This is a genomic window from Bartonella sp. P0282, from assembly GCF_048452985.1.
Taxonomy (GTDB): domain Bacteria; phylum Pseudomonadota; class Alphaproteobacteria; order Rhizobiales; family Rhizobiaceae; genus Bartonella; species Bartonella choladocola.
Genome location: NZ_WTFO01000001.1, coordinates 747275 through 769427 on the forward strand (window position 1 = coordinate 747275; position 22153 = coordinate 769427).

Sequence of the window (22153 nt, forward strand, 5' to 3'; positions counted from 1 at the left end):
CTTATTTCATAGTCGGCATCGAGAATTCGGCGCCGCTGCGAATACCCGAGGGCCAACGCGACGTGACCGTCTTGGTGCGTGTGAAGAAGCGGAACGCATCCGGTCCATGTTGGTTCAAATCACCAAAAATGGAAGCTTTCCAGCCACCGAAAGTATAGTAGGCAACCGGTGTCGGTATCGGCACATTGACGCCGACCATACCAACTTCTACGCGACTGACAAAATCCCGCGCGGCATCACCGTCACGCGTGAAAATAGTCACGCCATTGCCGAATAAATGTGTGGTTGGCAAAGCGAGAGCTTCTTCATAATTCTTGGCACGAATAACGCCAAGAACCGGCCCGAAGATTTCTTCTTTATATATCTGCATTTCATTGGTGACATTATCAAACAGGCAGGGGCCGACATAAAAGCCGTTTTCATAGCCTGGAAGTTTGAAGTTGCGCCCGTCGACGACCAGTTTTGCACCTTCTTTGACACCGATATCGACATAATTGAGGATACGCTGTTGGGCTTCTCTTGTTACAACCGGGCCATAATCGGCTGAAGGATCGAGCGAAGTGCCAACCTTCAAGGCTTTGACACGGGGAATAAGCTTTTCCATTAACCGGTTGGCTGTATCTTCTCCGATGGGGACTGCGACCGAGATCGCCATGCAACGTTCACCGGCAGAACCATAACCGGCTCCGATCAATGCATCTACAACCTGATCGAGATCGGCATCCGGCATAATCAACATGTGATTTTTGGCGCCGCCCAGAGCTTGTACCCGTTTGCCATTTGCGGCCGCCCGTTCGTAAATATATCGGGCTATAGGCGTCGAGCCTACAAAACTAACAGCTTTAATATCGGGATTATCCAGAATTGCGTTAACTGCGTCTTTGTCACCGTTAACAACGTTGAATATTCCGGCAGGGCCACCGGCTTCGATAAACAATTCTGCCAATCTGAGCGGCACACCCGGATCGCGTTCGGACGGTTTGAGAATGAAAGCGTTGCCGCAAGCAATTGCCGGTCCGGCCATCCAAAGCGGAATCATAGCCGGAAAATTGAAAGGGGTAATACCGGCGACGACACCCAAAGGTTGGCGGATCGAATAAGTGTCAATGCCGGGGCCGGCACCTTCAGTAAATTCTCCCTTTGTCAAATGGGGCACACCAAGGCTTAATTCCACAACTTCCAGACCGCGCTGTATATCTCCGGCAGCATCGGAAACTGTTTTGCCATGCTCTTTGGCGAGAAGTTCCGAAAGCGGTTTCATTTCCTCCTCGACAAGTGTTAAAAACTTGCGCAACACACGCGATCGGCGTTGCGGGTTGACAGCCGCCCAGGCAGGTTGTGCCGCTGCTGCAATCTTCACCACTTCGTCGATTTCAGCTTTCGTTGCCAAATCGACTTTGGCTTGAACCGAACCATCCATAGGCAGAAAAACGTCGGACTGGCGCCCGCTTTTACCTTTGACAGATTTACCGTTTATAAAATGACCATATTCTTGCATTACTTCCTCCAATGAAGTTATGACTCCATTGTTACGTGTTATTATACAAAAACAATGGTGGATAATTCTTATCTGTTGTGCAAAATTATGTATTATGAACTGGGATGATCTAAAAATATTTTTGGCGGTCGCACGGAAAGGGCAACTTCTTTCTGCAGCAAAACTTTTGTCTGTTAATCATACAACAGTTGCCCGCAGGCTCACGGCATTGGAAGATGAACTCAAAACGCAATTGGTAGTAAGACGTACCACCGGTTGTGACCTGACGGCTTCCGGCGAAGAATTGCTGGTGCGTGCCGAAAAGATAGAAGCCGAATTGTTACTTGCGCAAGAACAGCTTGGCGGCAAAAATATCAATCTTGCCGGTCATGTACGTATTGCAGCGCCTGATGGTTTCGGGGTTTCTTTTCTTGCTCCCCGTTTAAATGATATTTTATTGCGTTATCCCGATCTTGTTTTGCAATTGGTGCCTATGCCACGATCCTTTTCTTTATCGCAGCGCGAGGCCGACATCGCCATAACAGTTGAAAGACCAAGACACGGGCGGCTTATTGCCCGCAAACTTGTCGATTATCGGCTGGGTCTCTATGCCCATCGTAATTATATCAAGGAATATGGTCTTCCTGAACGCATTGAAGAACTTAAGGCGCACCATCTCATAAGCTATGTTGAAGATTTGGTGGCTTCCCAGGCACTTGCCTATAATGATGAAATCAGTCGTGATTTTACATCCAATTTCCAGATTTCGAGCACATTGGGGCAATTGGAAGCAGCCAGAAGTGGCGCCGGTATTGCGGTGTTACACTCCTATATAGCGCAAAATTATAATGATTTGATACCTGTATTGCCAGACCACAAAATCGAGCGTGCCTATTGGCTATCCTACCACGAGTCCGCACGCAATATTCGTCGGGTGAGCGAGGTTGCATCAATGATTGCGGTCATTGTGCAAAAAAACCGTTCTCTTTTCGAGTAATAACAATTTCATCTTGGTAGTTTCTTCCACAGTTGATGTGCAAAAAACAATATTGAATGTGATCTATTTACCGGCTCAATATAAAATAATAGTAAAAGGGAACATATACAGATGGGCATTCGTAAACTTCTGGTTGCCAATCGTTCAGAGATTGCAATCCGCGTTTTTCGCGCAGCCAACGAGCTGAATATCAAGACGGTTGCTGTTTTTGCCGAACAGGACAAGCTTGCACTGCATCGCTTCAAAGCGGATGAAAGTTATCTGATTGGCAGGGGAGCCCATCTCGACCACGAAATGGGACCGATCGAAAGCTATCTATCAATTGACGAAATCATCCGCGTCGCCAAATTGTCGGGAGCCGATGCAATCCATCCGGGCTACGGGCTTTTGTCGGAAAGTCCCGAATTTGCCGATGCATGTGCTGCAAACGGAATTATTTTTATCGGCCCGACGAGTGAAACGATGCGCCGTCTGGGCAACAAGGTTGCAGCACGCAATCTTGCTGTCGAAATCGGCGTTCCGGTTGTTCCTGCTACCGATCCGCTACCGGATGATCTCGACGAGATAAAGAGTCTCGCCGAAAAAATAGGCTATCCGTTAATGCTGAAAGCTTCCTGGGGCGGGGGCGGTCGCGGCATGCGTACCATTCGCAAAGCCGACGATTTGGCGAAAGAAGTATTGGAAGCAAAACGCGAGGCCAAAGCGGCTTTCGGCAAGGATGAAGTTTATCTTGAAAAATTGGTTGAACATGCCCGTCATGTCGAGGTGCAAATTCTTGGAGATACTCACGGCAATGCAGTGCACTTGTTCGAGCGGGATTGTTCGATCCAACGCCGTAACCAGAAAGTAGTGGAACGCGCACCCGCGCCCTATTTGAATGACGATGAACGCAGCGAACTTGCTTCCTATGGTTTGAAGATTGCAAACGCGACAAAATATATCGGTGCCGGCACTGTCGAATTCTTGATGGATGTCGATAGCGGCAAATTCTACTTTATCGAAGTTAATCCCCGTATTCAGGTTGAACACACGGTCACGGAAGAAATAACCGGTATTGACGTGGTCAAAGCGCAAATCCGTATTGCGGAAGGCGCTGCGATCGGTACACCACAATCGGGTATTCCGAAGCAGGAAGACATTCGCATACGTGGTCATGCGCTTCAGTGCCGCATTACCACCGAAGATCCGGAACAGAATTTTATTCCCGATTATGGTCGGATTACGGCCTATCGTGGTGCAACAGGTTTCGGAATCCGTCTTGATGGTGGCACTGCCTATTCAGGGGCGGTGATTACCCGCTTTTATGACCCGTTGCTTGAAAAGGTTACAGCATGGGCTCCGACAACGGATGAAGTTATTGCCCGTATGCATAGAGCACTTCGCGAATTCCGGATTCGGGGTGTTGCTACCAATCTGACTTTTTTGGAAGCAATCATCAGCCACCCGAAATTTGCTGCCAACGACTATACCACCCGATTTATTGATACCACGCCGGAATTGTTCAATTTTGTAAAACGTCAGGATAGAGCAACAAAGCTGCTGACCTATATTGCCGATGTCACGGTGAATGGTCATCCTGAGGTAAAAGGGCGTTCAAAGCCGTCCGAACATTTGGCTCGTCCTGTCGTACCCGTCACCGATAACCAGAATATCAGGAGCGGCACCAAGAACCGGCTAGACGAGTTGGGAGCGCAGAAATTTGCCGAATGGATACGCAAACAGGATCGTGTACTTGTTACCGATACGACAATGCGGGACGGGCATCAATCATTACTGGCAACGCGTATGCGTACCCATGATATTGTCACGATTGCCGGAACATATGCAAAAGCTCTGCCCGATCTCTTCTCGGTTGAATGCTGGGGTGGGGCCACTTTCGATGTTGCAATGCGCTTTCTGACCGAAGACCCGTGGGAACGTTTGCAAAAAATACGTGAATCCATTCCCAACATTTTGACACAGATGTTGTTACGGGGTGCCAATGGCGTTGGCTATAAGAGCTATCCTGATAATGTCGTCAAATATTTCATCGGTCAGGCTGCCAAAAACGGCATTGATATTTTTCGCGTTTTTGACAGTCTCAATTGGGTGGAAAACATGCGCGTGTCGATGGACAGCGTGCTTGAGGAAGGAAAACTTTGCGAGGCCGCCATTTGTTATACAGGCGATATTCTGGATAGTGCCCGTCCGAAATATGATTTGAAGTATTATTTGAAACTTGCACGTGAAGTGGAAAATGCAGGCGCCCACATCATAGCCATTAAAGATATGGCCGGTTTGATGAAGCCGCGCGCAGCACGTGTTTTGTTTAAAGCATTGCGTGAATCTACCGATCTGCCAATCCACTTTCATACCCATGACACATCCGGCATCGCAGCGGCATCTGTACTGGCTGCTGTGGAAAGCGGTGTCGATATTGTTGATGCTGCGATGGATGCGTTTTCCGGAAATACGTCTCAACCCTGTCTCGGATCAATCGTCGAAGCATTGAAAGGAACCGACCGTGATACCGGATTGGATAGCAAATGGATACGCCGCATTTCGTTCTATTGGGAAGCGGTACGTCAACAATATGCGGCTTTTGAAAGTGATTTGAAAGGCCCTGCCTCTGAAGTATATTTGCACGAAATGCCGGGCGGGCAATTTACCAATCTCAAAGAGCAGGCACGTTCATTGGGATTGGAAAGCCGTTGGCATGAAGTGGCGCAGGCCTATTCCGATGTCAACCGGATGTTCGGCGATATTGTCAAAGTGACCCCTTCTTCCAAGGTTGTTGGCGATATGGCCTTGATGATGGTGAGCCAAAATCTGTCAGTTGCAGATGTCGAAAATCCGGATAAAGACATCGCGTTTCCGGATTCGGTTGTCTCGATGATGAAAGGTGATCTGGGACAACCTGAAGGCGGGTGGCCGGTTGCTTTACAGAAAAAGATACTCAAAGACATAAAACCTTTTACAGTTCGGCCCGGTTCTTTGCTTAAAGCCGCAAATCTTGAACAAGAAAGAAAGATCGCAACCGAAAAAGCAGGACGTGATATTGACGATGCGGAATTTGCGTCTTTTTTGATGTATCCAAAAGTCTTCACGGATTATGTGGTGGCCAAAAATCTCTATGGTCCGGTAAGCTCGCTTCCGACGCCGGTTTATTTTTATGGCCTGCCTTTGGAAAATGAAATACTGGTCGAAATCGAAAACGGCAAATCGTTAATCATCCATTATCTGGGGCGTAGCGAACCGGATGAAAAAGGTATGGTTACATTATTCTTCGAGTTGAACGGCCAACCACGCCGCATCCATGTGCATTATCGTGCTCATGGTTCGTCCAACAATATTCGTCCTAAAGCGGAAGCCGGAAACGCTTTCCAGATCGGTTCTCCGATGCCGGGTATGATCTCTTCTGTTGCGGTTCATGTCGGCGATAAAGTAAAGACAGGCGATGTTTTGGTGTCAATCGAGGCCATGAAGATGGAAACAGTCCTTCATGCCGATAAAAATGCTACGGTAAAAGAAGTTCTGGTCAAACAGGGCGACCAGATTGATGCCAAGGATCTGCTTGTCGTTTTGGAATAAATATTAACTGTTATTTTCTTACCAATCCCGTTCCGGCGCGGCACTATTATTCTCGTTTGCTTGTGCCGGAACCGGTTACAAGTCGGATAAAGTCGTCTCGGCTTTCCGGTTCGGTTCCATTCTTTATCAATGATAAAGACAGTCAAGCGACGAACCGTTTTCCTCACTTTTACAATTGCATCTGTAAAATTTTTAATGCGAGCCTTTGTGCTCGCATATCTATGTTCCGCACAATGTCAACGCATTATACCCTTGCATTCGGGAGAAATGTCCATGCAGAGGAAAAGCTTTAGACACCAGTAAGGGGGAGTGAGCCTGTCGCGAATAGATACACTATATGCATGTCCAATCAGAACCGGTTTTACGGCACTGTATTTGGATACAGGAATATCTTTAACTTTGTATTTTGTTTGGAACAAACAGCACAGTAAAGTTCGGTTGGTGTATAATATTGACCGATCTACGGCACAATTCCGGCAGATTTTATATAAAGAACTCTTCTTCCTATTTTTTCATGGAATATAGCGGAAGGGGTATCCCCTTCGCTATTGAAGGCTGTGTGATGCTGTCCTATGCAGTTTTGCCTCCCAAAAATTCTTTACCGTCCATTATGCTGCTATACCCTTCAAGAATTATCGGGGGATGAGTTGGGGGATGATAAAATACAAAAGTAAATGATATTATTGTTTTATATATATTTTTTTGATTGAAATGGCGGAGGGGGTGGGATTCGAACCCACGGTACAGTCGCCTGCACGCCGGTTTTCAAGACCGGTGCCTTAAACCGCTCGGCCACCCCTCCAAAAAGGATGCGCAAGTCTTTACAAGGTTCTGGCTAAAGGTCAATCACTTATTTGAATTTTTTTGAGCCAAATTTAATTTGCCTTCGTGCCTTTATAAATGTTCACTTTGAGATCGCGCACTTTTTTGCGCAAAGTATTGCGATTAAGCCCCAACAGCTCTGCTGCCTTGATCTGGTTTCCCTTTGTCGCTGTAAGACAGGCAAGAATAAGTGGATACTCGACCTCTTCCAATACGCGGTGGTAAAGTCCGGCAGGGGGGAGCTCATTACCGAAAGAAGCAAAATATTTTTGCATATTCATCTCGACTGCTTCGCCAATCGTTATATTGTCACTCACCGAAACGGGATTGTCTGCGCCGTGAAGACCGGTTTCATTTTTCAACTCGGTCTCGATAACGTCGACCGCAATTTCTTCCTGCGGATAAAGTGCGGCAAGTCTGCGTACAAGATTTTCCAATTCCCTGACATTGCCCGGCCAGGAATAACGGCGCAACAAATCAAGCCCCTCATTGCTGATATGTTTTGAAGGCAATCCGTTGTCGGAGGCCAATTTGAAGAAATGGCGCACAAGGTCGGGAATATCGTCGGCTCTTTCACGCAAAGCGGGAATGCGTAGCGGCACCACATTGAGCCGATAAAACAAATCTTCTCTGAAATGTCCTTGATTGATAAGCTGGTGTAAATCCTTGTTGGTTGCAGCAACGATTCTGACATCTGTTTTGATCGGCGTTCTTCCGCCAACTGTCATATATTCGCCTTGTTGCAAAACGCGTAGCAAACGTGTTTGTGCATCCATCGGCATGTCGCCAATTTCGTCGAGAAACAAGGTTCCGCCGTTGGCCTGCTCGAAGCGCCCGCTCGAACGCATATTGGCACCGGTAAAAGCACCTTTTTCATGCCCGAAAAGTTCCGATTCAATGAGATCCTTCGGAATTGCTGCCATATTGATTGCGACAAAGGGGCCTTTTCTGCGTCTGCCATATTCGTGAAGTGCACGGGCAACCAGTTCTTTTCCTGTTCCGGATTCCCCTGTAATCATCACAGTCAGGTCTGTCTGCATCATGCGGGCAAGAATGCGATAAATTTCCTGCATTGCAGCGGAACGGCCAACAAGCGGCATTGCATCGGCGGTTTCATCGGATTTGGGCTTTTCGTTTTCGGAGCGCGGCTCCACCATGGCTCTTCCGACAATATTGATAAGCTCCGAAAGATCGAACGGCTTGGGCAAATAGTCATATGCGCCTGCTTCCGAGGCTTTGATCGCCGTCATAAATGTATTCTGGGCACTCATGACAATCACAGGAATTTCCGGACGAGCCTTTTTAATGCGAGGCAAAAGGTCAAATGCGTTTTCATCCGGCATAACAACATCGGTAATGACGAGATCGCCATCGCCATTGGCAATCCATCTCCACAGCATTGCAGCATTCGGTGCGACGCGCACTTCATAACCTGCACGCGAGAGTGCCTGATTGAGAACGGTGCGGATTGCTGCATCGTCATCTGCAACAAGTATCATCCCTTTTGTCATTCGGTTTCTCCGCTGTGCTTGTGTTCTGTTTCTTCCGGCCGCCACATAGGTAAAAGAACACGAAATATCGTACGCCCCGGTTGTGAATCGCATTCGACCACCCCGCCATGGTCGTTTACAAGTTTGGCAACCAGTGCAAGTCCAAGGCCGGATCCGTTCGGTTTGCTGGTAATAAACGGATCAAACAGGTTTTCCTGAATGTCTTTGGGAACACCCGCTCCATTGTCTTCCACACAGAATTCCATCGGCAGAGTGACTTTGTCATGCCGCCCTTGAACAGAAAGTTTGATACCGGGCCGATAGGAGGAGGTAAGCGTAATTGTCGGGTTCTTTACACTTTCCAGAGCTTCTGTCGCATTTTTAACGAGATTGAGGAAAATCTGGATAAGCTGGTCACGATTGGCAAAGACCGGTGGCAGCGAGGGATCGTATTTTTCGACAAATTTTATATTCTTTGCAAAACCGTTTTGCGCCAGTCTTTTGACATGATCGAGAACGGTATGAATATTGATCGGAAAACGTTCGATTGGCCGCTCATCGGAAAACACTTCCATACGATCAACCAGAGCAACAATACGATCTGTTTCATCGGTAATCAGACGTGTCAACTGGCGGTCGTCATCGCCAACCACACTTTCAAGCAACTGGGCAGCACCGCGTATTCCCGAAAGCGGATTTTTTATTTCATGGGCAAGCATCGAGGCAAGGCCGGTAACCGAGCGGGCAGCTCCCCGATGGGTCATTTGCCGGTCGAGCTTTTCGGCCATAGATTTTTCTTGAAACAGCACAACAACGCTACCCGGTATCTCCGAGAGCGGCTGGACAAAAATATCGACAAGCTTGTCATAACCCAGTTTTGGTGATGATAAATCGACATGATATTCATTAACCGGTTTTGGTTTTTCCCTCACCTGATTGATAAGCGAGAGCAGGGGGCTGCCAAAGGGCAAGAATGTTTCGAGCTTGTTTCGCGCCAATACAGAAGAACTCGCTTTAAAAAATTGTTCGGCATAGGCATTGGCATAGGCGATGCTATTGTCCTTATCGACGAGAATAACCGGATGGCGAACAGCATCAAGTACGAGACCTGCCAGATTTTGCTCCGGATTTTTGGCTTTTTGTTGCATTGTCAAGCTGCCCTTTTCGGATGAACCGAATCTCTTGAAAATATCGAATTTATTAATGTAAGAACACGTTCCGGACTGCGTGAAGTCATCAGTTCCTGCCGCTCTTCGCTGCTATAAACTCCTTTGGCATGTTTGTTCAAATACCAGTCGATATGTTTTCGGGCGTGACGGAGACCGGTATTTTCACCATAATAATCAAGCATCGCCTGATAATGGTCGCAAACATAATCACCGAGATTTGCTGAAAAAGGATGGCCTGCGATTTCACCGGAGAGCCACGGCGCACCGTAACTTGCCCGCCCGATCATGACAGCATCGGCACCGGAGCGGCGCAGGCATTCTTCAGCCTCTTCAAGATTGCCAATATCGCCATTTGCTACCATGGGAATTGAAATGACATCACGCACTTTTTTCAAAGCATCCCAGTCGGCTTGACCGTTATAAAACTGCATTCTGGTGCGGCCATGCACTGTAATCATGGCAATACCGGCCGCTTCGGCCATTTGTGCGAGTTCCGGCGCATTGATTGTTGTTTCATCCCAACCAAGCCGCATTTTGAGTGAAACAGGTATTCTGGCTACTTTCAAAACGGCCTCTATCAATGACATGGCAAGTTTCAAGTCGCGCATGAGTGCCGCACCCGAATATCCACCAATGACCTTTTTGGCCGGACATCCCATGTTAATATCTATCATATCGGCATGATTATCCTGAACGATTTCAGCCGCTCTTGCCATCCATTCGGGGTCGCGACCGGCAAGCTGTACCACATGCTGGGGAAGGCCTTTGCCATTCACACGCATTTGGCTTTCAACCGCGCCGGAACATAATTCGGCACTCGCCACCATTTCCGAAACCACCATGCCCGCACCGGCGAGCCAACTTCTTTGCCGGAACGGTAGATCACTTACCCCCGACATAGGGGCAAGAAAAACACGGTTTCTGAATTCCAGATTGCCAACTTTAAGAGGAGTGGAAAGAATGGACAATCACGAGTGCCTTTTTGTTGTGCAATTTTAAAAACGCCTAATCTTTTATCATTTTATTCACAAAAGGCAATGCAATGTCTAGGATTATGCATTCAAAATCGGTTCTATGCGCAAAAAATAAAGAGATCGGGATTTGTTCTGTTAAAAATAAATTGAAATGCGCATTTGAATTGAACAATGTAAGATGAAGCGAGACTATTGAAAGAAACGAAAAACTGTATCAATTTCGGGCTATAAAACAGCAATATTTTTGAAGGGATAGAGATTATGAAATTGTATTTTGCCCCCGGTGCCTGTTCACTCTCTCCACATATCGTAGCGCTGGAAGCAGGTATACCAATTACGCTTGAAAAGGTTGATTTGGCAAAAAAGGTCACAGCAAGTGGCAAAGATTACCTGACTGTCACACAAAAAGGCTATGTTCCGGCTCTTGAACTTGATGACGGTCGTGTCATTACCGAGGGGCCGGCTATTGTGCAATATCTTGCTGATCTCAAGCCTGAAAAGAATTTGGCTGAAAAGCCGGGCACTTTCGAGCGGGCAAAAGTGCAGGAATGGTTGAATTACATTGCAACCGAGCTTCATAAAGGTTTCGGGCCGCTTTTCCACCCGACCTCGGAAGAAGAGAAAAAAGCTGCGAAATCGAAACTTATCCAGAGGCTTGTCTACGCAGAAAAAAAGCTTGAAAATTCCGAGTTTGTAGCCGGTGACCATTTCACGGTTGCTGATGCCTATCTTTTCACAATTTTGACATGGTGCAAATTTGTCGGGATCGATCTTCTCGATATGCCTGCCTTGTCTTCTTATATGGAAAAAATCAATGGCCGCGACAGCGTAAAAAAAGCTTTTGCGGATGAAAAAGCTGCTTGAGTATATCAGAATCAATATGCGGAAATCACTGCATATTAGGATTCGGGTTGAGCTAGCCGGTTTCATTTTCAAGGGGAAGAAAGCCTGCTTTTGACGAGAGGTCGAAGCAGGCTTTCTGTTTTTCAATGGGGATTTTTTTATAACCATTGTTTTGCAAATTTTGTGAAGTGCTAAAATGCCCGAAGCTTGATGACGGGAGCGATATAACTTCGAGAAATGGCAATCATCTTGATAATTGAATAAAGTGTCATCGAATTGAATTGATAAGACTTTCACCCTGTCAGCTTATTCAATCGCATCTTCAAATTCTTGCCGGTTCGCGTCATAAAGGTGGAAGCCATCCGAGATCAAACGACTTTTTCTTGTATGAAATGAAGTTTCCTCTTGAACTCGGAGTCTTTCCCGTTATATTGCGCCTCGCTGGAGAGGTGGCCGAGTGGTTGAAGGCGCACGCCTGGAACGCGTGTATACGGGCAACCGTATCAAGGGTTCGAATCCCTTTCTCTCCGCCATTGCAATCAAAAAAACATATATAAAGCAACAATATCAGTTACTTTAATATTTTCCCATCCCCCATTTCATCCCCCGATACAACTTGGAAGGGACGGTATCATGATAGGCCGTAAAGGACAATAACTCATTGATAATATTAAACAAAAAATCTGTATGGCACGGCTTGCGACGTGCTGAAACAATAGCGAAGGGGACTTTTTCTCCGCCATTTTTAAAAGAAACTATTTTGATTCATTAGATTAATCACTTTTATCAGTTTTTCCAAAACTCTTCCTACATAAATTTTTAATGTATATTTTCGATATTTGATACAATCTGTCGCGCGAAAATACCATTATAAATGCAGGCGGGGTGACAGCTATAAAATAGTGGTCAATCACAATCGAATGACATCACTCATTTAAAGAACAGATTTACTTTTTAATTCTTTGCTTAAAGACATTTGTCCTTGGAACGGGTGCTGTAACTGCCTCTCCGATATTTCACGCCAAGTTGGAAAATCGACAATGTGTTTCCAGATCTTTATCTCGATGCTACTAACATTTTAATTAACTGATATTGTCTGGTATCCGAAACGTCTGTGTGGTGATCGTTGGAATGTTGGTCATAAAACGCAATATAGCTCTTCTTTCGGGGCAACCCGCCCAATTCGGCTAACCCGCCAATTCGGCTTAACCACTTCGATGCGCTTTCGATAGCCGATAGTCAGCATTTCTTACTTCTATTTTTGTTTTAAGTGAATGTGAAACAACTTGAAGTGAGCTTGTTAGGTCAATTGAAGTTGCCAGCTTGACAGCTCAGTTAATAACCGGATTACCGGCCAGCAAAAATAAAAATGGCGGCAAGGCCGCCATTTTTTAAACATCTTATCAAACCGGCTTTTTCAAGTAACAATCTGAAATAATATCGCAAACATCACGATATTCGCGATAACAATTGCCCAACCCCCGTAGAGCATATATTTAAGTGATGTCGAACGGGCTAATCCCATTTGTCCGAACATATCGGACGACGGAAAAGGACCAAACCAGTCAACCTGCGAACTGGCCAGTAGAACCGCAGTTAAACCTTCCGGGGTAACACCTTGTGCCAAAAGAATAGGTCCGAAGATTTTTTTGGTAAAGGTCATCTGGGCTACGGCAGCTCCCGGTACGTGGCCGATAATGTTGAACAGGAAAACAAAGAAGCACAACCAGGCGGCCGAGAAGCCTTGTAGATATGGCGTTACATCGTTGAGCAAAGCCTGATAAGCACTAAGTTTGTCAACCAATACCAGTACCGGATTATAAAGCCAATAAAGCAGGAACATCCAGACGAGACGACCACATCCTTTGTACATCGCATCCAGAATGTTTATGGGAGATAAACCACCTGAGAGACCGGTCAAAGTTGCAACCGTCAACATAACAAAAATCGCAAAACTGAAACCGGCTTGTACAATCACTCCTATGAAAGCCATTACAACAATGGTCAAGAAAAATACCAGTGCTGAACGCTTTCCTCTTTTTTCGTCGTCCACGTCGGTCTTATTTTTATCGACGATTTCTTCATCATATTTTATCTTGCCGACAGTCCATTGTTGAATTTTGTTAGACATAAACCAGCCAGCCAATAACGTAACAAGGCTCATTGGTAAGCCGGCGTGAATGAGAAATTGTGGATAGGACAAGCCGCCCAATTCCAGAATTGTGACTGTGCTCGGCGTAAATGGACCAATAAATAGACCGATTGATCCCGCAGTCATCAACAATAGTGCCACAGTCGGGGGTGTCAATCCGACTGCAGCCGCTACGGGGATAATGACCGCAACGATGATCGCGTTCCCGCCTGCCATAGTGCCTAACGAGCCACAAATTACAATGGATGAAATAATAATTCCGAGTTTGACGCGTCTTTGGCTCGAAAGTCCAATTTTATTGACGATAAAATTGACCAGTTGCTTTGCCGCACCTGTGCGGGTTGCTACCTCTCCGACACCAGCTCCCAACATAATAATCAAGCCGACCGTAGCGATAAAAGAACCGGTGGATGCTGCTAAGAGCTTGCCTAATTCCACAGGTGTGGTCGACGTCATTATGACGCCAAGAATGATCGCAACAACCACAGATAAAACGATATCCAATCCGCAAATGGATAGAATTGCCAAGGCAAAAATTGGTGTCAAACCGATGATGCCGATTTCACCGCTAGGCAGCGTTCGCGTATATAGTGCCAATAATAGCGATACGAACATCACAAAACCAAGCACCAAATTGCGATTGCTAAAATGTAATTTCACCGCCATTTATAACCCTCCCAAGTGTTTTATTGTATTTTCCGTGCAATCTACTTTACAATGATCGAATCCGGAGAATGATTTTTTTTCCAGTACCTATAACCAAAGGTTAATGGCGGGAGAGGTAAATGGGACTTAGTCTGAAACATTTGGAAGTTTTCTATGCTGTAATGACGTGCGGAACGCTCAATGGCGCGGCATCAATTTTATGTGTGTCCCAACCTGCGGTTAGTAAATCATTGAAATTGGCAGAATATAAATTGGGTTTTTCCCTTTTTAAACGGGTAAAAGGCAAACTGACGCCCACTCAGGAAGCACATATATTATTTGAACAAATAAAATCGATTTATGTCGATCTAAACAATTTACAAAGTCTTGCAAGAAACTTGGCCAATAATCCTGAAGGCAGAATAACCATTGGCTGCTTGCCCAGTTTGGCTCTTTGTGCAATTCCGCAAGTTACAGCTCGATTTATAAAAGAAAACCCGCGTGTATTTATCACTGTCGGTACGCAACATAGCGATGAATTACAGCAACAATTAAATAATAGACTATTGGATTTGGCCATTACCTTCGGTTTGAAAAACGATAGCGGGTTGATTTCTACGCCGATTGCAGAAATACCATTGGTATATATTGACAGTCTACCGCATCGTAACCCCATAAACATTCATCAGATTGATGAAGATCGCTGGATACATCCTAATGCATATTCTTTTACTACGGCGATCGGTCGATCACGAATATTCAAGAAAACAGTCGTTGATGTTCAAACTTATTACATGGCTGCCGAATTTGTAAAACAGGGCGTTGGTTCGTCAATTATCGACCTGTTCACAGCTTTTTTCATGCTGCCTGACCACATGATATTTCCAATAGAACCAAAACTTTCCGCAACGATTTATCTCATCCAACACCGTGATTTGACAGTTTCAAAACCGACACAAAAATATATTTCCATGTTGCAACACCATTTGGCGACGCAGGTTAAACAACTTAACGAAAGGTTATATATGACAAAATAAAACTCAATTGTTGTTTTCTTCTTTATCCTTTTTACTCATTCTTATTGAAAGAAATGGGCAGGCTTATTGAAAGAAATGGGCGGGCTTATTGAAAGAAAAGGGCGAGCTTATTGAATGAAATGGGCGGGAGAGGAAAAGTGGAAAGACATGTCGTTGTCATTGGCGGTGGCGTTATCGGATTAACGACGGCCTATGCTTTGATTAAACAAGGGCAAAAAGTTACGTTAGTCGAACGAATGGACGATGTGGGATTGGTTACAAGCTTTGCCAATGGCGGGCAGTTAAGCTATCGCTACGTATCGCCTCTTGCTGATGCCGGAGTACCCATGCATGTTTTCAAGTGGATAGGTAAGCCACGGTCGCCACTTAATCTGAAGTTACGTTTTTCATTGGATCAGTGGAAATGGTTGTTTCAATTTCTATTGGCATGCAATGCCAAAACCAATAAAATCAATGGCGCTCATATTCTCAGATTATCCTTATTCAGCCAAAAAATTGTTACGCAATGGCGCGAGAGTGGCGAATTGGGTAATTTTGATTGGGTTAAGACCGGAAAACTTGTGATATATCGTGATTTGAATGATTTTAACAAAGCCAAAGCAGGTATTAATAAAGAATTTCAGAAGGCTTTGACCGCTAAAGAAAGTGTAGAACTTGAACCTTCGCTCGGATTTATAGAAAACAAGTTGGCCGGTTCTATTTTTTCTCCCGGTGACGAAACCGCAGATTGTTATAAATTTTGTTGTGTTTTATTAGAGGCATTAAAAAAACATCCGAATTTTACTCTTAAAACATCAACCCATATAGATCAAATTATCACGCAAAAAGACCGTATTACGGGCGTCGAGACAAATTCCGGTTCTGTCACCGGAGATGATTATGTTATCTGTACGGGTAACAGCAGCAAAGACATTTTGGCGCATATCGGTATTTCTGTGCCGATATATCCGTTAAAAGGCTACAGTCTTACGCTTCCTTATCCCGAAAAACCACACATTGTACCAGCTATAAGTCTTACAGATTATAGCAATAAAATTCTTTACGCAAAACTTGGTGATCGTCTGAGGTTGGCTTGCATGGTCGATATCGGTTACGAAGACGCCGGAATCCGCCAATCACGTATTAATGCCATAAAGGAAATAGCGCGGGAAACTTTCAATGAGTTCACAACAATCGATAAAGCTGAAGAATGGACGGGATTGCGTCCGTCGACGCCAAAGGGCCCACCCATATTGGGCAAGTCGAAATATCAGAATCTCTGGCTGAATGTTGGTCACGGAAGCCTCGGATTTACGCTTTCGGCGGGAAGTGCAACTGTCCTTTCTCATCTCATAACTCATCAATCTTCACCAATCGATTTGAATGGCTTGGAACTGGAATAATATCATGACGATTGATCGTATTGACACAAATAAACGGCTTTCTGCTGCTGTTTCATGCGGCAACTTTGTATTTTTGTCGGGGCAGGTTCCCACGACACTTGACGGTGATTTTGTAACCCAGACAAGAGAGGTATTGCAAAAAATAGATCATCTGCTTGATGAAGCTGGAAGTGATAAAGCTCATATTCTATCGGCGCAGATCTGGATCAAGAATATCGCAAAAGATTTTGACGCGTTTAATGAAGTTTGGGAAGCATGGTTGCCTGAAAATTGTGCGCCGGCGCGTGCCGCCGTGGAAGCAAATATGGCTCGTCCGAATGTTTTGGTGGAAGTGGCGGCAATAGCGGTGAAGCGGTAAAATCAAGCTGCGTTAAAAACTATTTTTACTTCCATGAAAATGTTTTTACGGGTGCATAAAAACCGGGTTGTTACTCTTTGCGATGGATGGACTGTCCGCAGAGCGTATCATCCGGTTTTTGTTTTTTAGCATTTTTCATTATGATGATATACTAAGTTGTAATTTTCATTTTATTATGGAATAATTATTATATAATAAATAATTTAAATCTAAATTTATTAATATAATTTACTTATAAAAGTATTATAATATATTATAGATAGTATATATTTCTATTTTTTATATTAAAAAATAATTTTTACAAATTGATAAGTCCCGAACGTAACTATCATATTAAAAATTCGGGACTTTTTTTAGCAGTGGGTTTCCAATTTTGATGAAAGGGTGATTTTTTATTTTTAATTTTCATGGAAAACATTCAGTCAGAACAGGAAAAACATTCCGACACAGACAAGTGTCATAACCCCCCAAACACCTGTCCAGGATGTTGCGTTTAGTATCCACGGTATAATTGTCGGGGTTGCGAACAATATAAAGAAGGTTGCCGTGTTTGCCATTGCCATTGCGGTTGCAACGCTTTTCGGGCCTGCCATTGTTGCCAATTCGGTCATTCCGACGCCCTGCCAAGATAATATGAAGACACCGGCAACGAGAACCGCAGTCACCAAAGCCCATGATAGATGCGTCGAGGGAGCCTCTCCATAGAAAAAGGTAAGGAGTGTAAGAACAAAAAACGCTATAGCACTTAATATTGTTACCGCTTTTAAAAAGCCTGCGCGATTGTTTTTCTTATCGGTATAATAGCCACCGGAAATACGTGTGAAACCGGCACTTATCTGGATAAAGAACAGTATCGCGCTGATATATTCGATATTGATATGTGCGAAGTCGTGTAAGAAAAGCATTGTAAAAGTCATCAGTGCAAATTGTGGTGCGCACAAAAGGCCTATTGCGACAACAATACGCCATATAGCGAACTGTTTGAAAACATGGGTAGCGGATTCAGTTTTCTTGGCTGTCCCGTTTGTTTCGGTGCTTTTTCCCTGATCTATATCAACAACCCAAAGATAAGTTAAAAAGGCAAAGAGAATGCAAAACAAGGCCGAGATATAAAGTGACCAGACAAAACCCATTTTATATGAAACGAGAGGGAAAAAGACTGCTCCCAAGGCATAGCCGAGCGGAACAGCAGTCTGTCTGACACCCATCGCAAATCCACGTTCGTCTTTGTCGAACCATTGCATAATAGCTCGTCCACTCGAACCATTCAGGCTGCCGCCTGAAAGGCCGATAATGAGTAGCCCGATGAATAATGTTACAGGAGCATAAACAATCGGAACGACATTTATTATGATAGCTGTCAGGATGAGGACAAATGCCGTGGTCGTCAAACCGGTTATAAGAATGGGCCGGTCGCCCAGCCGGTCGGTGAGCATTCCCCAAGGAACTTCACCAAAAGCTATGCCTATTCCGACAATTCCCATAAGCATCCCCAATACCGGTGTGGAAATTTGATAATCATCCCGTAAAAGGAGAGCTGCGGCCGGAACACCACCAATCACAAATGTAAAACATGTATTCGCCAACGCACATGTAAACAGTACCTTCCACTTGTGCCCGCTTGAACGAACCCCGTCGTTGATGAAAATTTTGTCACTCATTATTCAGCTCCGCTTTTTCAGTTGAGAAATGCGTAGCACTGGATTAATTATAAATATAACAGGAATATTTTATAAAATAATTCGGTTTTTCCGAATTTTAAAAGGTGCGTATATGCAAAATCTGGATCCCGATCTTTTAACGACCTTCATTACAATTTTGGAAACCGGAAGTTTTCTGAAAGCATCCGAACGCCTCTACCGTTCCCAGTCGGCATTGACAGAGCAAATGCAAAAGCTTGAACTTGTTTGTGGCTGTCAATTACTCGAAAGAGGAAAAAAAGGAACACGACCGACAATTGATGGCGAAAAGTTGCAAAAACATGCGCTTGCTATTTTGAAACTTAACCGTTTGGCGCTTGCCGACATGCATAATGTCGCAGCAACCGAAAACATCTCGATTTCTATTACAGATTACCTCATGCCTGAAAAAGTGGCAGAGGCTTTGGAGATGTTGACAGCAGATCGTCCGAAAATACAATTGAGCCTTACATTCAAAAGCGGCTCAAATACGCTTATTCATGAAAACAATCTTGACGGTTTCGATATAATAATCCTGACACATCTTATCGGTACGCCGTTACCCTCCTATTCCAATAGGGTTGTTATAAAACGCGAGCGGTTATATTGGGCGGGTGCAGCAAAGAAGAGGTTTTCAACCGGTAGGGTCTTGCCGCTGATTGGTATGAAAAAGGGCTGTGTCATACAAAAGGCAGCCCTTCAACTTCTCTCGGATAGTTCGGTTCCTTTTGGATTGACGCATACAGCCTCGAATGTTGCAAGTTTACAATTGGCGGTCAAAGCCGGTTTGGGCATTGGGTGTCTTAACGAAAATTCGATGGATGACAGTCTAAAAGATTATACGCATTTCTATAATCTCCCGACTTTGCCGGATATTGAATATCTGCTTTTATATAAGCCGGAAAAATCGGATATTGCCGAAGTTTTACGCCGCTCGCTTGATGCGACTTTAAATTAGAAAATGGAACGTGTTATCAAGGTTTTTGAATGAAAACGCCGTCACTTTGCATGAAGCCCTGAGCCTTTTTAATAAGATGGCAATGATGCAAAATCGCATAATGAAGTGCGAGGGGTGCAACATATGTTTTATCATAAATGGCCAATTTTCGTGGCGTTTATTTAAGGCAAAAGCAAATTATATTGTCGAATAAAACAGTGGTTCAGAAATTCGTAAAAAGGAAAGGATGTTTCATTTATCAACATCCTTTCCTTTATTGTAATCTAATTAATGAACTCAATTCAGGGGGCCGGCTTTGTTCAAATTGAGGGGTTTTGTTTCTATCGCTCAAAAATATGAAACGACGAGGCCAAAGAAGTAACAACCGCAGCAGCAGTTGGCGATGGTTCGCGGCTTATACGCAGTTCTATGCTTGGCTTTTTCCTTGCCGATCTTGCCTGTGGAATAGATAGCGAGGAATTACGATATTTATTGAAGATGTGCCATCCCGAATGGTGTCCACCTGAACCGATCAAAACAATTGCCGCAAATATCCGTATGTCATTGGAAGAATTCAATGCGAAAGGCGAAATATAATGTCAGCTTTTCAAGCTCGCTCGACATCATTAAAAATATTCATCAGTGGAATGACGCACTTTGTTTTCTGCTGATGAATAAAGGATAAATTCAATGATATTCGCTTATGTTCAACCAAAATTAGGCTGAATGGCGTTGAACCTGTCCGGTTATGATGGCCGGATATATAAAAGTTCGGGATAATTTTTCCCGCATTGCCAATTTATAGCTCCGCCAGTTGCAATTGCTTGGATGCATATGCATGATATTTGCAATGCGATTGGACTTGTCTTCGCCGATGCATTTCATCGTTTGATAGTGAAATCGCGCTTTAGCCGCTACTATTTCTGACAATTTAAGAAAATTTGTGTGTCTCCAATGTGCGATGATTGATTCATAACTATTTGAACGAAATAGTAAAATATGATGCAGAAGGATCGGAAATGATATTTCAAATATAATTTTTCGATAAAAATTAGCTAGTAACAGATTTGAATTGCAATAATTCTGATGAAATGTAATTGATTACAAATTCGTTTTTTTAAAAATATTTTACGGGAGGATAATATGAGCGAAATAAGATTGTATATGCTGCAATCGGGGAGTCTGAAGTGCAAACTGCATAATATAAAAATGAACGAAGGCGCGAATACGGATTATGAAATTCCGGTTCCTTTTTATCTTATAACACACCCGAAGGGTAATATTGTCATTGATGGTGGAAATGCCATTGAAGTGGCAACAGATCCGAAGGGCTATTGGGAAGAAATTTGTAATGTATACTGGCCGGTACTTGATCCTCACGACGGGTGTGTCGATCAATTGAAACGTTTGGGTATTGCTCCCGAATCCGTTCGTTACGTTGTTCAATCGCATCTTCATCTGGATCATACCGGAGCAATCGGGCGTTTTCCGCAAGCAACCCATATTGTTCAGCGCCGTGAATATGAATATGCCCATACGCCGGATTGGTTTGCCCGTGGTGGTTATATAAATAAAGACTTTGATCGCCCCAATTTGAAATGGCAATTTCTCAACGCAGAAGCCGATGATTATTATGATATTTATGGCGATGGCACGTTGATAAGTGTTTTCACACCCGGTCATTCGCCTGGACACCAGTCTTTTCTGGTTAATTTGCCAAATACCGGATCCGTTATATTAGCTGTGGATGCAGCCTATACAACCGACCATTGGAATGAAAAGTCATTGCCCGGCTTTTTAGCTTCTGCAGTAGACAGTGTGCGATCGGTACAAAAATTACGTATGCTGGCTGATAAAACGGATGCAATGGTTGTAACCGGTCACGATCCTGACGGTTGGAAAACATTCAAAAAAGCACCCGAATATTACGATTAGGAGAATTGTGCTGTAATAGCCAAGGGATAGATGTCGCAAAAATTGCAAATCGAATTTGGTAAAGCGCATTGCGGAAGTTGATAAGCAATGCGCTTTTATATTTTCAATTGTTACGTTTTATGAAACCCGACGTGGAAATTTCAGATTCTCAAATCAACTAAGGAATGATGAAAAGGTTTTTAATTTCATTGTGATATTGATTGGCCAAAAACTGTCGACCTTGGAAATATCAAGTTTGCCACGTTCATTCATGTAAAAGGGAGATTCGCGGTATTTCACTTTACCGGATAAAATAATATGCGCCGATTATATCGCACCGGTTCATATCGATAATCGTTTGCTCATCGGGAAATTTCTGCATTGTGTTTTGTCCGGTTTAAAAACGGAGAGGGGATATAGCTATGCTTGTATCAGGAAGACCGTTCACCGACAAAGGTTTTGGGAAAACGGAGTTGGCAATTTTGTATATTATGAATAGCATGATTAACATAAAAATATATTTTAACAATTTAAAATAAAAATTATATAAAAATATTATATATTATGATTTATAATGTCATAATTAATTTATTAGTAAAAACAATATAAATACATTATTATAATATTTTACTATGTGCTGTTTTTTAAGGCCTATTTTTCACGTCCTCTTGCAGCTATAAATCCGAAAACAGGATGTCAAAACCACT

Annotated in this window: 15 protein-coding genes and 2 tRNA genes; 10 read left to right on the forward strand and 7 right to left on the reverse strand. The window is 44.0% G+C overall.

Features of this window, described 5'->3' with window-relative positions; translation table 11 throughout:
* Position 1 precedes the first annotated feature (1 nt).
* The gene (locus tag GQS64_RS03295) at positions 2-1498 is read right to left on the reverse strand and encodes a CoA-acylating methylmalonate-semialdehyde dehydrogenase (protein ID WP_198230612.1); all 1497 of its coding nucleotides are present in this window, start codon (positions 1496-1498) and stop codon (positions 2-4) included.
* A 94-nt stretch (positions 1499-1592) separates the two neighbouring features.
* Between GQS64_RS03295 and GQS64_RS03300 the strand changes: the two genes are divergently transcribed.
* Both GQS64_RS03300 and pyc read left to right on the forward strand, forming a co-directional pair.
* The gene (locus GQS64_RS03300) at positions 1593-2474 is read left to right on the forward strand and encodes a LysR family transcriptional regulator (protein ID WP_077990795.1); all 882 of its coding nucleotides are present in this window, start codon (positions 1593-1595) and stop codon (positions 2472-2474) included.
* A 111-nt stretch (positions 2475-2585) separates the two neighbouring features.
* Positions 2586-6044, forward strand: coding sequence for a pyruvate carboxylase (pyc, locus tag GQS64_RS03305; RefSeq protein WP_198230613.1), 3459 nt, complete (start codon positions 2586-2588; stop codon positions 6042-6044).
* 712 nt (positions 6045-6756) lie between these two features.
* Here the strand turns inward: pyc and GQS64_RS03310 are convergent.
* The 4 genes from GQS64_RS03310 to dusB all read right to left on the reverse strand — a co-directional run bounded on the left by GQS64_RS03310 (position 6757) and on the right by dusB (position 10493).
* A tRNA-Ser gene (locus GQS64_RS03310) sits at positions 6757-6846 on the reverse strand.
* 73 nt (positions 6847-6919) lie between these two features.
* Positions 6920-8377, reverse strand: coding sequence for a nitrogen regulation protein NR(I) (gene ntrC / locus GQS64_RS03315; RefSeq protein ID WP_198230614.1), 1458 nt, complete (start codon positions 8375-8377; stop codon positions 6920-6922).
* Positions 8374-9504 carry a two-component system sensor histidine kinase NtrB gene (locus tag GQS64_RS03320; RefSeq protein ID WP_198230615.1) on the reverse strand — a complete coding sequence of 377 codons (1131 nt, stop codon included), beginning with the start codon at positions 9502-9504 and terminating at the stop codon, positions 8374-8376. Before GQS64_RS03320 ends, ntrC begins: the two co-directional genes overlap by 4 nt.
* 2 nt (positions 9505-9506) lie before the next feature.
* Positions 9507-10493 carry a tRNA dihydrouridine synthase DusB gene (gene dusB / locus GQS64_RS03325; RefSeq protein ID WP_198230616.1) on the reverse strand — a complete coding sequence of 329 codons (987 nt, stop codon included), beginning with the start codon at positions 10491-10493 and terminating at the stop codon, positions 9507-9509.
* A gap of 267 nt (positions 10494-10760) precedes the next feature.
* Here dusB and gstA point away from each other — a divergent pair, with 267 nt between their 5' ends.
* Both gstA and GQS64_RS03335 read left to right on the forward strand, forming a co-directional pair.
* Positions 10761-11363, forward strand: a complete 603-nt coding sequence (gene gstA / locus GQS64_RS03330; RefSeq protein ID WP_198230617.1) for a glutathione transferase GstA — start codon at positions 10761-10763, stop codon at positions 11361-11363.
* A 422-nt stretch (positions 11364-11785) separates the two neighbouring features.
* Positions 11786-11875 (forward strand) — tRNA-Ser (locus GQS64_RS03335).
* Positions 11876-12759: 884 nt separating this feature from the next.
* Here GQS64_RS03335 and GQS64_RS03340 read toward each other — a convergent pair.
* A complete protein-coding gene (locus GQS64_RS03340) occupies positions 12760-14160 on the reverse strand; it encodes a Na+/H+ antiporter NhaC family protein (protein ID WP_198230618.1) in 1401 nt (466 codons plus the stop codon).
* 119 nt (positions 14161-14279) lie between these two features.
* On the opposite strand from GQS64_RS03340, the gene GQS64_RS03345 reads away from it, so the two are divergent.
* From GQS64_RS03345 to GQS64_RS03355, 3 genes are all read left to right on the forward strand, one after another.
* A complete protein-coding gene (locus tag GQS64_RS03345) occupies positions 14280-15176 on the forward strand; it encodes a LysR family transcriptional regulator (protein WP_198230619.1) in 897 nt (298 codons plus the stop codon).
* 137 nt (positions 15177-15313) lie between these two features.
* Positions 15314-16558 (forward strand): D-amino acid dehydrogenase, encoded by a 1245-nt coding sequence (locus GQS64_RS03350; protein WP_198230620.1) that lies wholly within the window; start codon positions 15314-15316, stop codon positions 16556-16558.
* Between the two features lie 4 nt (positions 16559-16562).
* Positions 16563-16916 (forward strand): RidA family protein, encoded by a 354-nt coding sequence (locus GQS64_RS03355; protein ID WP_198230621.1) that lies wholly within the window; start codon positions 16563-16565, stop codon positions 16914-16916.
* Between the two features lie 422 nt (positions 16917-17338).
* Here GQS64_RS03355 and GQS64_RS03360 read toward each other — a convergent pair whose 3' ends face one another.
* Positions 17339-18577 (reverse strand): MFS transporter, encoded by a 1239-nt coding sequence (locus tag GQS64_RS03360; protein ID WP_198230622.1) that lies wholly within the window; start codon positions 18575-18577, stop codon positions 17339-17341.
* Between the two features lie 112 nt (positions 18578-18689).
* Between GQS64_RS03360 and GQS64_RS03365 the strand changes: the two genes are divergently transcribed.
* From GQS64_RS03365 to attM, 3 genes are all read left to right on the forward strand, one after another.
* On the forward strand, positions 18690-19553 hold the full coding sequence (locus tag GQS64_RS03365; RefSeq protein WP_198230623.1) for a LysR family transcriptional regulator: 864 nt from the start codon (positions 18690-18692) through the stop codon (positions 19551-19553).
* Positions 19554-19961: 408 nt separating this feature from the next.
* Positions 19962-20129 carry a hypothetical protein gene (locus GQS64_RS03370; protein WP_198230624.1) on the forward strand — a complete coding sequence of 56 codons (168 nt, stop codon included), beginning with the start codon at positions 19962-19964 and terminating at the stop codon, positions 20127-20129.
* A gap of 546 nt (positions 20130-20675) precedes the next feature.
* Complete coding sequence (gene attM, locus GQS64_RS03375; protein ID WP_077990840.1) at positions 20676-21467, forward strand: AttM family quorum-quenching N-acyl homoserine lactonase; 792 nt, start codon at positions 20676-20678, stop codon at positions 21465-21467.
* Positions 21468-22153: the final 686 nt, after the last annotated feature.